The sequence below is a fragment of the Streptomyces sp. NPDC002845 genome (assembly GCF_053591955.1).
Window position 1 is genome coordinate 35475 of sequence record NZ_JBSFUU010000014.1, and the last position, 12866, is coordinate 48340.

Below are 12866 nucleotides of genomic sequence, written 5' to 3' on the forward strand. Positions count from 1 at the left end.
CATCTCGTCTCTTGTGACCTCACCTCCCACTGTCGCCCCACTCCGGCAGGTTCGCGACAGGGGCGGCGGCCGCTGTCCCGCCACTGCTCCATCGGCCGGAAGTCCTCCACCGGACGGCGCACACCGTCGCACCGTCCCGGTACCCCCCCGGCAGCACGGGTGTTTGCCTTGGGGGAAAGCGGCGGCACAGACGCGGACGACACGGCTACGGAGGCGCTCCATGGACGACGGCACAACGGAACGCCCGCGTGTCCCCACGCTGCTCAAAGGACAGAAGGCCCTGGTCACCGGGGCCAACTCGGGTATCGGCAAGGCCGCCGCCATCGCCCTGGGCCGGGCGGGCGCCGATGTGGTCGTCAACTACGTCATGGGCCGGGACGCCGCCGAGGAGGTGGTACGGGAGATCAGGGCTCTCGGCGTCCGTGCCTACGCACACGAGGCGGACGTCTCGCAGGAGGCCCAGGTCGTCGACATGGTCGCCCGCATGGTGGACGAGCTCGGCACGATCGACGTCCTGGTGGCGAACGCCGGACTGCAACGGGACGCCGCCGCCACCACGATGACCCTCGACCAGTGGAGCAAGGTCCTGGACGTCAACCTGACCGGGCAGTTCCTGTGTGCGCGGGAGGCGGCGAAGGAGTTCATGCGCCGAGGAGTGGTCCCCGCGGTGTCCCGCTCCGCGGGAAAGATCATCTGCATGAGCTCGGTGCACCAGATCATCCCCTGGGCAGGGCACGTCAACTACGCCGCTTCCAAGGGCGGCGTACAGATGATGATGCAGACCCTGGCGCAGGAGCTGGCACCGCACCGTATCCGCGTCAACGCGGTGGCACCGGGAGCGATCCGCACCCCCATCAACCGCGACGCCTGGGACACCCCCGAAGCCGAGGCCGACCTGCTCAGGCTGATCCCCTACGGCAGGGTCGGCGACCCGGCGGACATCGCCACCGCGGTCACCGCTCTGGCGTCCGACCTCTTCGACTATGTGGTCGGTACCACCCTGTACGTGGACGGCGGGATGACGCTCTTCCCCGGCTTCGCCACCGGAGGCTGACCCGGCGGCACACGCGCGGCCAGGCGCCGCGACGAGATCTGTAGGCGCGTCCTGTCCTACTGAATGTCTATTCATTCCAAAGTGTGATGTGAATTCACGTTTTCGGCGGTGGATCCGAAGAATGGCGGATCGTGACCACGACGACGCTCGGCTACGCCCTGTTCGCCACCCGCTGGCTCCAGGCCCCGCTGTACTTCGGCCTGGTGGCGGCACAGGGGGTGTACGTCTACAAGTTCTTCAACGAGCTGTGGGCCTTAATCCTGCGCTGTGTGACCGGGCAGGCGACCGAGACGTACGTGATGCTCGCGGTGCTCAAGCTGGTCGACGTCGTCATGATCGCCAACCTGCTGATCATGGTGATCGTCGGCGGCTACGAGACCTTCGTGTCGCGCATCGGCCTGCAGGGCCACCGTGACCAGCCCGAATGGCTGTCGCACGTCAACTCCAACGTGCTGAAGGTGAAGCTCGCCACGGCCATCGTGGGCATCTCGTCCGTTCATCTGCTGCAGATGTTCGTGGACGTGCACCACACCTCGCACCACGCTCTGCTCTGGGGCACGGTGATCCACATGGCCTTCATCGTCTCGGCGGCGATCCTGGCGTACATGTCGGGTCCGATGGGCGCCCGGTCCGATCACCTCCTCCACAGGGTGAGCCAGGGGCACGGAACCCCCGCCGAACCCTCGACGGAGACCGCCGCCGTTTCCGTGCCGGTCCCCGCGCAGGCCGCCCCGCCCGCGGTGGCGGCGGCCGGTGCGGAGGAGCGCGTCCGTGCCGCCGGATTCCCGGCCCGCAAGCTGCTGGAGGACTTCGACGAGGAACACCCCCGCTCCTTCGACCGGGAGACCGTGGCCCGGCTCGGGAAGCTGGACTTCGTCGCCGCGCGGGAGAACGTGGTGTTCGTCGGGCCGCCCGGCACCGGCAAGACGCATCTCGCCGTGGGCCTCGGGACGCGGGCCTGCCAGGCCGGGCACGAGGTGCTGTTCGCCACGGCGGCCGACTGGGCCGGGCGGCTGGCCACGGCCCGGGGCGAGGGACGGCTGGCCGAGGAACTGGCCGCGCTCGACGCGTACCCGGTGCTGATCGTGGACGAGGTCGGCTACCTCCCCTTCGACACGGACACCGCCCAGCTGTTCTTCCGGCTGGTGGCGCACCGTTACGAGCGGTCCTCGCTGATCGTGACCAGTGACCGCCCGCTCGGCCGCTGGGACGAGATCTTCGGCGGCGGGATCGCACCGGCGATGGTCGACCGCCTGGCACACCACGCCGAGATCGTCCGCATCGAAGGGGAGAGCTATCGGCTGCGCCGCACTGCTACAGCGTAGGCAGAACGAGGTTGTTGATCAGCGGCCCCTCCACGGTCAGGCCCTCGGTCGCCAGGGGTCCGGCGGCGATCGGGAGGGGCAGGGGCGGCAGGGGCGGAAGGGGCGGCGGGACCGCCGTGGCCTGCGGGGCGAGTACGCCGAACAGCGCCGCCGCCGAGATGAGGGCCGTGAGGGAGGCGATCAGGACGGAGGAGCGGGTACGGGTACGGGTGCGGGTCGTGGGGGGCTTGGAACGCATGAGGGTTTCGCTCGCCTTTCGGATGCTGTACGTCGAAACGTCGAAGACACCGCGTGGCTGCCCAGCGGCCCGCGGCGCGATGCGGGCAGCCCCTCAAGATCCCCCAGAGGTATGGTCGACGTCCCCCACAAGTGGGGTGTCTTCGGTGTGGCGTGCATGAACTCCCGCGTACGCCCGAAGGAGTGACGGCGAAGAGACGATGGCAAGGCGCCCGGTCAGGTTGCCTGTAGGCTCGCATTTCCGGTGTCCCTTTCTCACTGACGGTGGCCTTTTTCTGGCCCAAGGACAGGGCAGTGAGACGAACTCCTGTCTGATGTCCCGTCTCGCCGAGCGTGGATGTTTCTCATAGATCTGAGCGGGGCGGACCTCGAATCTCACCGCCGGTGGTTGCACTTCGCTCGGCCCTCGCGTTATGAGGCGAGGGCCGAGCGAAGTGCTCATCGTTCGCGGCGGTAGAGCCGCATCGTCACGGGGGCGAACACGGCGACGAGGCCGACGCAGGTCATCAGCACCCAGCCGATCTCGGTGGTGACCGGCTCGCCGTGCATCAGGCCGCGCACCGCGGTGACCAGGCGTGTGATCGGGTTGACGTTGACGAACGCCTCAAGCCAGCCGGGCAAGGTGGCGGGGTCGACGAAGACGTTGCTGACGAAGCTCAACGGGAACGTCACGAGGATGCCGAGGAACATCACCGACTCAGGAGTGCGGGCCAGCAGGCCGAGGCTCGTCCACACCCACGACAGGCTCCAGGCGAACAGCAGCACCAGGGCCACCCCTGCCAGCAGGCCGGGCAGGCCCGCGTCGGGGCGGAAGCCCAGCAGCGCCCCGACGCTCACGATCATCGTGGCCGCGATCGCGTAGCGGCCCAGGTCGGCCAGCAGCGCCCCGACCAGGACGGCGGGCTGCCAGATCGGCAGCGACCTGAACCGGTCGAACACCCCCTTGGCGATGTCGGCGTTGAGTGCGATCGCGGTCGACTGCGTGGTCATCGTGACCGTCATGACGAGGATGCCGGGCAGGACCGTCTGCAGGTACTCGCCGGTGGAGCCGGTCAGCGCCCCGCCGAACAGGTAGGTGAACATGACCAGCATCAGCAGCGGGAACACGGTCACGTCGAAGAGTTGGTCCGGGAGGTGCTTGATGCGCAGCAGCGCCCGCCAGCTGAAGGCGAGGGCCACTGCCGATGCGCTGGGACGGATCGGACGTACGCGCGTCGAGAGCGCCGGCCGGAGCGGGTCGGCGTCGGTGGTCGGCGAGGCCGGGACGGTGCTCATGCGCCGGCCTCCTCAAGGACTGCGGGTGCGGCATTGTGGCCGGTCAGGGCCAGGAAGACCTCGTCGAGGCTGATCTGGCCGACGGAGAAGTCGCTGACCTCGATGCCGGCGCGTGCGAGCTCGCTCAATGCCGCACCCGCCCTCCCGGGATCGTCCAGGCCGGCCGACAGAGCCGTCGGGTCCTCCTCACGGTGGACCGCCACGGTCAGCGTTTCGGTCAGGATCCGCGCCGCATCCTCCCGCCGGGCCGGGTCCCGCAGCCGGACGTGCACCGCCCCGGAGCCGACGGACTCCTTGAGCTCGGCGGGCGTGCCCTCGGCGATGATCCGGCCGTGGTCGATGACCGCCAGCCGATCGGCCAGCCGGTCGGCCTCCTCCAGGTACTGCGTGGTGAGCAGAACCGTGGTGCCGCCGGCGGTCAGCGCCCGCACGACCTCCCATACCTGTGTGCGGCTTCGCGGGTCGAGTCCGGTGGTCGGTTCGTCGAGGAAGAGCAGGGCGGGCGTCACCACGATGCTCGCGGCTATGTCCAGTCGGCGGCGCATGCCGCCCGAGTAGCCTTTGACCCGCCGGTCCGCGGCGGCTTCGAGGCCGAACGCGGCCAGGAGTTCGCGGGCCCGCCCGGCTGCGGCGCGGCGCCGGTGGCCGAGCAGCCGGCCCATCAGCACCAGGTTCTCCAGCGCGGTGAGGTCGTCGTCGATCGAGGCGTACTGGCCGGTGAGGCTGACGCGCGCGCGTACCGCGTCGGCTTCGGCGACGACGTCGTGGCCGAAGATCCGCGCTTGTCCGGCGGAGGGCCGGATCAGGGTCGCGAGCATCCGGATGGTGGTGGTCTTGCCTGCCCCGTTGGGGCCGAGAAAGCCGTAGACGCTGCCTTCAGTGACGGTCAGGTCGACGCCGTCGACGGCGATGATGTCGCCGAACTGCTTGCGCAGCCCTTCGGCGTGGACCGCGTATCGGGTCATGGTCTGCTCTTTCCAGGTCGTGAGCCGGGCTTTCAGTCCGATAGGATATTTACCACGTAAATTTACGTTGTAAATTAAGGGGCGCAATGCGCCCCTGGTCGATGAGCCGCGAGCGGCCCGGATCAGGACGCGATGCTCACCACGGTCTTGCCCCGCGCGTGCCCCTCGCCCTGCCCGGCAAGGGCAGTCGCGATCTCCGGGAACCCGTAGGTGCGCTCGGTGACGGGCCGCACCTCGTCGGCCTCGATCAGCTTCGCGAGCGCGGTGAGGTCGTCGGGGTTCGGTTTCGCCACGAAGGGCTTCATCTTCGGACCGCCGCGCAGGGAGGAGAGCACGGCCCGCAGGAGGTAGGGCAGGGGGCCGAGGACGTCGCCGCCCGGCATGCCGGTGGCGACGACGCAGACCCCGTCGCGGCGCAGCACCCGCCGGTACGCCGACAGGGGATGGCTCCCGACGAGGTCGAGGATGACGTCGTAGGGTGCCTTGCCCCGAGTGAAGTCCTCCCTGGTGTAGTCGACGACCTCGTCTGCGCCGGCCGAGCGCACCAGGCCGAGGCTGCCGGTGCCGCACACGCCGGTCACGTGCGCGCCGAGCGACTTCGCGATCTGCACCGCGAACGTGCCCACACCCCCGGAAGCACCGTTGACCAGCACTCGGTGGCCGGCTCGGACACCACCGGCGTCGCGCACTCCCTGGAGCGCCGTAATCCCCGCGAGCGGGACGGCCGCCGCCTCCGGGAAGCCGAGGCCGGCCGGCTTGGGCGCCAAGGCGTCCTCGGCGGCCACGGCGTACTCGGCATAGGCGCCGTCGGGCAGTTCGCCGAACACCGCGGCGCCCGGGCGCCACCGGGTGACCTTCGCGCCGACCGCCTCGACAGTCCCCGCCACGTCCTTGCCCCGCACCCGCCGCTTCGGCCGCGTCAGGCCGAACCCGAGCCGGAGCACGTAAGGGCGGCCGACCAGCGGCATCCAGTCCGCGGGGTTCACCGACGAGGCGCGGACGCGCACCAGGACCTCGTGGTCGCCGGGCTCCGGCCGGTCGATGTCCTGGAACTCCAACACATCGTGCGGATCGCCGTAGCCGCGCTGCACGATCGCTCTCATGCCACCTCACCTATGTATTTACAGCGTAAATATTTACGCTGTACGTTACGCTTCGGGTCGCAGACCGTCAAGAGGAGATGAGAGTCACCCGTGCCGAGGCAGAACGACCCGCCGAACGGGCGCCGCACACCGCTGAACCGCGACCGGGTGCTCGATGCCGGCATCGCCCTGGCCGACGCCGAGGGCATCGGCGCGTTGACGATGCGCCGACTCGGGCGGGAGCTCGGCGTGGAGGGCATGGCCCTGTACAACCACGTCGACAACAAGGAGGACCTGCTCGACGGCATGCTCGACCGCGTCGCCGCGGAGATCCAGCTGCCGGACATCGGCTCGGACTGGCGGGACCACGCCCGGCGGCGCGCGGTTTCCGCGCACGCCGCGCTCCTGCGCCACCCCTGGTCGGCGCCACTGTGGACGGCCAGCATCAACCTGGGGCCGGCGCGGATGCGCTACCTGGACAGCACGCTGCGCAACCTGCGCGAGGCGGGCTTCCCTCCGGACCTGCTCGACCGCGCCTTCCACACAATCGAGAACCACATCGTCGGCCACGCGCTGCAGTCGTTGGGCTTCCCCCTCGACCACGGCCAGATGCAGGAGACGGGCGAGGGCTTCCTGCGGACATTCCCAGTCGAGCGGTACCCCGACCTGGCCGCGCACATCCGCCACCACCTCCAGCACCAGGACAACGCCGACGGGTTCGAGTTCGGACTCGACCTGATCCTCGACGGCCTCGAACGGAAGCGCACCCCCTCCTGAACAGAGGAGGCTGTCGCCTACGACCAGGTCTCCAGGCCGCTGCGGGCGGGCATCCTGCCGGTGTTCGCGCCGCGCATCATCTCGATGAACGCGTCGACGGCAGGGTCGATGCCGTCGGTGACCTTCTCGTCGTAGGCGATCTCCCCGGCCGTGAACCACTCGGTCATGTGCTGGTTGAACTCTCTGGCGAGGTGGAGGTACGCGCCGAGGGCGAAGCCCTTGACGGTGAGGCTCCGGATGATGACGTAGGCCGGCTCGGCATCTCTGCCCTCCCAGGCGGTGACAGGAAGCCGGGTGTCCACGACCCTGTGCCGGTGACGAAGTCCTGCATGGCTCCGGCTTGTCGAGCCCGGCCACCCCGGTCACGTGCACCTCGCCCCGAGAACCGGGTGGCGACCTTGGCGGCTTCGGGGCTCTGGGCCTTGCAGGTGGGGCACCACGGCGCCCAGAATCAGCACGGTGGGTCTGCGTTTGCCCGCCAGCGGCGCCGCGTCGCTCCTCGTTGCACCCCGGGTGGAGAACTTCCTCGCTGCCACGCTATTCATGCCCCCCGCCCCGGTTCGGTGACCACGCTCAGGTTCTTGGCACAGGCGGGGACCTACCGTGGCCCTACGAGGCCACCCCGCAGCGCCGAGAGAGGAATGGTCATGGATCTCGTCGTACTCGCGGTGCCCGACTGCCCGAACGTCGCCGCGATGTGTGAGCGCTTGGAGCAGGTACTGCCCGATGACACCGGCCCGGCAGAGGTGCTCGTGATCACCAACGAGGAGGAGGCGGCCCGGTACGGCATGCACGGATCCCCGACCCTGCTGATCAACGGCACCGATCCCTTTGCCGCGCCAGACACCGCCGTCGGCGTCTCGTGCCGGATCTACCGCGACTCCGACGGACGCACCACCGGTACCCCCAGCATTGAACAACTCACCGACGCACTGAAGCGCGCGCACCAAGCCGAGCACTGAAGACGCCTGCCGGACGGACACGGTCTGGGACGGTCAGGCGGGACCGCCCCGGCGGCACTGGCATGCGACAGCGGGCCGCGCTGCAGCAAGACCTGAAGGCCGCAGGGGACAAGATCGTGAGACAGGATGCTGTGGCCCACGCATGAGACATGCCGATAAAACCCTGGCCACGACACCGAAATGGGACGTTCCGAATGGGAACCTTCATTGCCTCCGCCGTCGCCTCCGCCGTCGCTTCTCGGTCGCTTCCCGGCTGTCTCTCGACTGTCTCTCAGGTCGCCTCGTCGGCCAGTTCGGCGACGCCCGTGATCCGGTGCAGCGGGTACGTGCGGACCTCGTCCGCCGTGTGGTCGTACGCCGTCACGAAACCGCCCTCGACGCGGATCGGCGCGACGACGCGCTGGCTGGCCGCGCCCTCGGCGTTGACGTAACCGATCCACAGGGCCTCCCCGGTGAGGACGGCGGCCTGCATGGTGGCGAGCGTCTCGGCGGAACTGGTGCGCGGGAGGGAGCCGTTGGGGGCGGGCGTGGTCGTCCTGCGCGGGGTCGTGGCGGCGAGGTCTCCGGCGCGGATGGCACGCAGGGCCGCGCCGAGCAGGGTGTCGTCGGGGGTCGGAGGGCCTTCGGGGACGGGTTCCGGGGCGGTACGGGGTGGCGTACGGCGGGCGTGGGCCCGGGTGATCAGGACGTCGCCCTCCGCCGACTCGGCGGCCGGGGCGTAGCCCATCGCGCGCAGGCCGTCGAGGAGCGCCGCCGGGTCCGCCTGGGCGGCCAGCACGGTCGGGGCGAGGCGGCGCAGGCCGAGGGGCTGGGAGCGTTTGTCGGCGAGGATCTCGCCCAGCAGCGCGTCGTCGTCGCAGCGTACGTACGCCGAGGCCGCGCCGATCCGCAGGCGGCCGTGTTTCCGGGCCACGTCGTCGATCAGGTACGTCAGCGGCTGCGGGACCGGCGTGCGGGAGTGGGCCGCGAGGAAGGCGTGCAGGTCGGAGGCCGACCGGCCGGCGTCCAGCGCCCGGCGCACCGAACCCGGCGTGAAGCGGTACACCGTCGCGCCGCCCTTCGACTCCACGTCCGCGAGCACGTCGAGCATGTCGGCCAGCGGGCGCTTCAGCGGGCCCGGCGCCACCGCCGTCAGGTCAGCCTGGAGCAGGACGTGGTCCAGGGGGTCGGGCAGGAGGGGCGCGAGGAGGCGGGCGGCGCGGGCGGCGGCCACGGCCTGCTCGGCGGCCCCGAGGGGAGGCGTCCCGAGCGGGGGCGTCCCGAGCGGAGGCGTGGTGACCGCGTGCTGGTGATGGTGGGCCGGGAGCTTGTCACCGGGCCCCTCGGGGAGACGGGCAGCGGCGGACGGCTCCACCGGCAGCCCCAGCAGCGCCCGGCCGTGCGACGACAGCGCGCCCCGCCCGGTGACCCCCAGCAACTCCGCCTCGGACAGGGCCCATTGGGCGAGCCGGGAGCGTAGACCGTCCGTGGCCGCGGCGCCGCGCAGGGGGCGTTCCCAGCGCAGGCGGGCCAGTACGGAGGCGGGTGCCGCGGCAGCCCCCTCCGGCAGCCCCGCCAGCAGCGTCAGCACCCGGTGCCGTACCTCCGACGCCGCCGAGCGATCGAGCCCCGGCCCGAGCGCCGACAGCGTCCGGTCCTTCGCATCCCGCCCGCCGACCAGGCCCGGCGTACGGGTCGCGGTCAGCCAGGGGGTGACGAGCCGGGCCCAGCGTTCGGCGGCGGGCAGTTCCAGCCATTCGTCGTACGCCGGTGTCGCCGCGAACCGTTCGTCGGCCTCGCCGTCGGAGGCCAGCAGGCCCGCCGCGTACGCGAGTTCGACCCAGAACGCGGCCACCGGCTCGGGGACGTCGAGTGCGACGGCGGTGCGCTTGAGGTCGCGCACGCTCAGCCCGCCGGCCCGCATCACCGCCGGGCCGCCCTCGTCCCAGTCCTTCAGCAGTTCCTCGACGGTCGCGAGCGCGGTGTACGCCTGGCCCGCCGCGGCCGCGTCCACAGCCTGTGGACGGTGCGTGGCGGCGGCCTCGACGGGCGGCGGCAGCGGTTCCGTCTCGCGGTGGGCGCGGCCCGACCGCAGGTGGAGGGCCACTTCACGAGGCAGTACGACCGTGCCGGGCGCCGTCGGCAGCAGCAGCCCCCGGTCCAGCAGCCAGCGCAGATGGGCGGCCGGGCTGGCGGTGACCTGGCCGTACGGCGGGCCCCAGACCAGCCGCGACAGGACGTCCAGGGACTCGGCCGGGGCGGTGGCGAGGAGGGCGGGCATACGGACGCGGTCGGTGAACAGCGCGGCCAGCGCCGTCACGGCCGACACCGAGTCGTGCGTGCTCGGCAGCCCGGCCGCCGTCACGATCTCCTGGATACGGCCCGGCGACATCCCCGCCGTAGCCTCCGCGACCGTCTGCCCCAGACCCGTCGGGGAGGGGTGCTGCGGGGACGGCGCGAGCAGCTCACGAGCGGTGCGCACCAGGCGGAGCCGGTCGTCGGGGCCCCACACGAGGGCCTGCTCGCGGAGCGTGCCGAGGGCGCCGGGGAGCGCGGCGGTGACGGTGGGGTCGGCCTCGTCGCCCGCCATCAGGGCGAGGAGTTCGTCGTACGGCGCCGGGTCCGCGGCCATGGCCAGCGCCTCCGCCGTCTGCAGCGCGAAACGGTCCAGGCGCTCCAGGGCCCGTACGACCGAGGCGCGGGTGCCGGCGCGGGTGGCCAGCTGGGTGAGGTCGGTCGGGACCGGGGTGATGAGGTCCGGGCGGCTGCGCAGCAGCGCGGCGAGGGACGCGTCGTCGCGCGCGCGGAGCGCTTCCGCGAGCGAGCGCGGGGCCGGCGGCTTCTCCTCGGTGCTCATCCGATCCACGGTAGCGGGTGGGGGCTGCGGCAGGGGGCGTGTACGGGGGCTGAGGGCTGGGGATCTGGGAGTCCGGGGCTGGGAATCCGGGAGTCCGGGGGCTGGGAATCCAGGGGTCCGGGAGTCCGGGGGGCTGGGAATCTGGTGGGCCGGAGGTCTGTCGGGACCGCCGACGTGACGTGACGCCGCGCACCCGTGCCGGGCGGCCTGCGCTACCGTCGTCACCACGGGGTTTACAACGCACCCGCCCCGGAGGGGACTTCGTGGGGATTGAGAGCGACCAGGTCGTCTTTGAGTACCTGAGCCGGGTCGGCGACCTGGCCCAGCAGCGCCAGCTGCCGTCGGCGACACGGATGCGGCTGGTGTCCGAACTGCGGAACGAGATCGACCGGCGGCGGGCCAAGACCCCGGTCGACAGCCCCGCGGCCGTACGGCGCATCCTCGCCCGCCTCGGCAGCCCCGACGAGATCGTGACGGCCGCGGGCACCCCCGGCGACGGTGACGTACCGGAGACGCCCGCGTCCGTGCCCGTCCAGCGTGCCGGTGAGGCGGAGGAGCGGCCCAAGGGCCTGCGCCGCGTGGTACCCCGGCCGCGCCCCGCCGATCCCGAGCCGACGAAGACCCCCGACGACGGCCCCTCCCCGCCCCACCTCGCCGGTACGCACGAACTGGGCGACAGCGCCGTACAGCAGGACTGGTGGCGGATCGGGGCCGGCGGCGGGCCCGGGGGCGACTTCGGGCTGGGGGAGGCGGTGCCGGGGTTCGTGGGCGGGATCGAGGTTCCGGAGCTGCTGAGGCCGCCGCCGGAGAAGCGGGAGAGGCCTCAGGGGCAGCCTGAGGGGAAGCTTGACGGGGACGACGATCGGGCCGTAGAGAAATCCGCTGGGAAGGCGATCGAGAAGGCCGAGCCTGAGCCGGCCCAGGATGTGGACGTGGCCCGGCGCCGCCCGCGCCTCCCCCGGCTGCTCCCGCGCGGCGGCTGGAGCAACCCCCTCCTCCTGCTCGCCGCCGCCCTTCTCGTCGCGGGCGCGGTCATGGGCAGCCTCCTCCCGCTCGCCCTCGGCTGGCTGATCGCCTACCTGTCCCGGCGGCTGAGCCCCGCCGAGTCGAAGTGGGCGGTGATGGGCCTGCCCGGGTTGGTCGCGGTCGGCGGGATCGTGTGGCTGTGGGGCCGTACGGAGGGCCGCTGGGGCGACCCCATCGTGGACGGCCACATGAACGACGCGATCACCGAGACCTGGCCCTGGGTGCTGCGCGGGGCGGCCGTCGCCTCGGCGCTGTACCTGGTGTGGCGGGCGCGCCGGGCCTGAGAGCCTGTGTCGTGTCACCGGCTCCGAGGGCGCCACACGTGGACCGGCGGTGGACCGATGGTCGACCGATGGTTGTCACCACCCCTGGGCACAATGGCCCATATGACACCTCGCGCGCTGACCGTCGGCTTCGACCTCGACATGACCCTCATCGACTCCCGGCCCGGCATCCACGCCTGCTACCGGGCGCTCTCCGCGCGCACCGGGACGTACATCGACGCCGACCAGGCGATCACCCGGCTGGGGCCGCCGCTGGAGGAGGAGCTGGCGTACTGGTTCCCCGAGGAGCAGATCGCACTCATGAGTGACCTCTACCGCGACATGTACCCCACGATCGCCATCACCGCGACGCCCGCGATGCCCGGTGCCCTGGAGGCCATAGCTGCCGTCCAGGCGGCCGGGGGCCGGGCGGTCGTGGTCACTGCCAAGTACGAGCCCAACGCCAAGCTTCACCTGGAACACCTCGGCATACGGCCCGACGCGGTCGTCGGTGACCTCTGGGCCGAGCGGAAGGCTGACGCGCTGGTCGAACAGGGGGCGAGTGTGTACGTCGGCGACCACACCGGTGACGTGCGCGGGGCCCGTGCCGCCCGCGCGTACTCCGTCGCCGTGGCCACCGGTCCGTTCGACGTGGAGCAGCTGCGGGCGGCCGGCGCGGATGTCGTACTCCCGGACCTCACGGCGTTCCCGACGTGGTTGAAGGCGTACGGCTAGGCCCACCCGAGGGGGCGAAAAAACCTACGGCCTCGCCTCGCGGGCCCGCCTTCGCCCCGCCGCTATGGACTGGAGGACCCCCACCCCCGCCACCAGAAACCCGACACCCATGAGCATGCTCAGGACGAACATGTACGTCGGGAAGGGCGCCGTTCCGAGGAGGAGCGGGGCCACGGTGACGAGTGTGGCCACGGCGCCGAGGAAGAAGAGGACCGCACCGACACGGATCAGCCGGTCACCGGGTTCGGCGGAATTGGGTTGGGTTTTGTCACGCACCGGACCAGGGTAGTTCCCAGCGCGAAGGAACAGCCGGGTGACGTCTTGTCACC

The 12866-nt window shown here is 71.4% G+C and carries 13 protein-coding genes; 6 read left to right on the top strand and 7 right to left on the bottom strand.

What is annotated here, in order from left to right:
• Positions 1-220: 220 nt before the first annotated feature.
• A complete protein-coding gene (locus ACWD3C_RS12715; protein WP_451143008.1) occupies positions 221-1054 on the top strand; it encodes an SDR family oxidoreductase in 834 nt (277 codons plus the stop codon).
• Positions 1055-1185: 131 nt separating this feature from the next.
• A complete protein-coding gene (gene istB, locus ACWD3C_RS12720) occupies positions 1186-2379 on the top strand; it encodes an IS21-like element helper ATPase IstB (RefSeq protein ID WP_451143010.1) in 1194 nt (397 codons plus the stop codon).
• Here the strand turns inward: istB and ACWD3C_RS12725 are convergent.
• The 4 genes from ACWD3C_RS12725 to ACWD3C_RS12740 form a co-directional block, all read right to left on the bottom strand.
• A complete protein-coding gene (locus ACWD3C_RS12725) occupies positions 2369-2617 on the bottom strand; it encodes a hypothetical protein (protein ID WP_451143012.1) in 249 nt (82 codons plus the stop codon). The genes istB and ACWD3C_RS12725 overlap by 11 nt on opposite strands.
• A 437-nt stretch (positions 2618-3054) precedes the next feature.
• Positions 3055-3891: an ABC transporter permease gene (locus ACWD3C_RS12730; RefSeq protein ID WP_451143014.1), complete on the bottom strand. Its 837-nt coding sequence runs from the start codon at positions 3889-3891 to the stop codon at positions 3055-3057.
• On the bottom strand, positions 3888-4856 hold the full coding sequence (locus ACWD3C_RS12735; protein ID WP_451143016.1) for an ATP-binding cassette domain-containing protein: 969 nt from the start codon (positions 4854-4856) through the stop codon (positions 3888-3890). The genes ACWD3C_RS12730 and ACWD3C_RS12735 overlap by 4 nt, the downstream gene beginning before the upstream one ends.
• A gap of 122 nt (positions 4857-4978) precedes the next feature.
• Positions 4979-5959, bottom strand: a complete 981-nt coding sequence (locus tag ACWD3C_RS12740) for an NAD(P)-dependent alcohol dehydrogenase (protein WP_451143018.1) — start codon at positions 5957-5959, stop codon at positions 4979-4981.
• A 90-nt stretch (positions 5960-6049) separates the two neighbouring features.
• On the opposite strand from ACWD3C_RS12740, the gene ACWD3C_RS12745 reads away from it, so the two are divergent.
• Positions 6050-6715 carry a TetR/AcrR family transcriptional regulator gene (locus ACWD3C_RS12745; protein WP_451143020.1) on the top strand — a complete coding sequence of 222 codons (666 nt, stop codon included), beginning with the start codon at positions 6050-6052 and terminating at the stop codon, positions 6713-6715.
• Between the two features lie 17 nt (positions 6716-6732).
• Here the strand turns inward: ACWD3C_RS12745 and ACWD3C_RS12750 are convergent, their stop codons facing one another.
• A complete protein-coding gene (locus ACWD3C_RS12750) occupies positions 6733-7017 on the bottom strand; it encodes a hypothetical protein (RefSeq protein ID WP_451143022.1) in 285 nt (94 codons plus the stop codon).
• A 345-nt stretch (positions 7018-7362) separates the two neighbouring features.
• Here ACWD3C_RS12750 and ACWD3C_RS12755 point away from each other — a divergent pair, with 345 nt between their 5' ends.
• A complete protein-coding gene (locus tag ACWD3C_RS12755; protein WP_451143024.1) occupies positions 7363-7677 on the top strand; it encodes a hypothetical protein in 315 nt (104 codons plus the stop codon).
• A gap of 271 nt (positions 7678-7948) precedes the next feature.
• On the opposite strand, the gene ACWD3C_RS12760 is transcribed toward ACWD3C_RS12755, so the two are convergent.
• Positions 7949-10513 carry a helicase C-terminal domain-containing protein gene (locus ACWD3C_RS12760; protein ID WP_451143026.1) on the bottom strand — a complete coding sequence of 855 codons (2565 nt, stop codon included), beginning with the start codon at positions 10511-10513 and terminating at the stop codon, positions 7949-7951.
• A 263-nt stretch (positions 10514-10776) separates the two neighbouring features.
• On the opposite strand from ACWD3C_RS12760, the gene ACWD3C_RS12765 reads away from it, so the two are divergent.
• Together ACWD3C_RS12765 and ACWD3C_RS12770 are read left to right on the top strand one after the other, a co-directional pair.
• Positions 10777-11823, top strand: a complete 1047-nt coding sequence (locus ACWD3C_RS12765; protein WP_451143028.1) for a hypothetical protein — start codon at positions 10777-10779, stop codon at positions 11821-11823.
• Between the two features lie 102 nt (positions 11824-11925).
• Positions 11926-12537 carry an HAD family hydrolase gene (locus tag ACWD3C_RS12770; protein WP_451143030.1) on the top strand — a complete coding sequence of 204 codons (612 nt, stop codon included), beginning with the start codon at positions 11926-11928 and terminating at the stop codon, positions 12535-12537.
• 24 nt (positions 12538-12561) lie between these two features.
• On the opposite strand, the gene ACWD3C_RS12775 is transcribed toward ACWD3C_RS12770, so the two are convergent.
• On the bottom strand, positions 12562-12813 hold the full coding sequence (locus ACWD3C_RS12775) for a hypothetical protein (RefSeq protein WP_451143032.1): 252 nt from the start codon (positions 12811-12813) through the stop codon (positions 12562-12564).
• Between the last annotated feature and the right edge of the window lie 53 nt (positions 12814-12866).

Excerpts from the sequence above, each read along its gene's own strand:
- ACWD3C_RS12730 (WP_451143014.1), bottom strand. The coding sequence starts at position 3,891 with ATGAGCACCGTCCCGGCCTCGCCGACCACCGACGCCGACCCGCTCCGG.
- ACWD3C_RS12770 (WP_451143030.1), top strand. The coding sequence starts at position 11,926 with ATGACACCTCGCGCGCTGACCGTCGGCTTCGACCTCGACATGACCCTC.
- ACWD3C_RS12725 (WP_451143012.1), bottom strand. The coding sequence starts at position 2,617 with ATGCGTTCCAAGCCCCCCACGACCCGCACCCGTACCCGTACCCGCTCC.
- ACWD3C_RS12760 (WP_451143026.1), bottom strand. The coding sequence starts at position 10,513 with ATGAGCACCGAGGAGAAGCCGCCGGCCCCGCGCTCGCTCGCGGAAGCG.
- ACWD3C_RS12740 (WP_451143018.1), bottom strand. The coding sequence starts at position 5,959 with ATGAGAGCGATCGTGCAGCGCGGCTACGGCGATCCGCACGATGTGTTG.
- ACWD3C_RS12735 (WP_451143016.1), bottom strand. The coding sequence starts at position 4,856 with ATGACCCGATACGCGGTCCACGCCGAAGGGCTGCGCAAGCAGTTCGGC.
- ACWD3C_RS12715 (WP_451143008.1), top strand. The coding sequence starts at position 221 with ATGGACGACGGCACAACGGAACGCCCGCGTGTCCCCACGCTGCTCAAA.
- ACWD3C_RS12755 (WP_451143024.1), top strand. The coding sequence starts at position 7,363 with ATGGATCTCGTCGTACTCGCGGTGCCCGACTGCCCGAACGTCGCCGCG.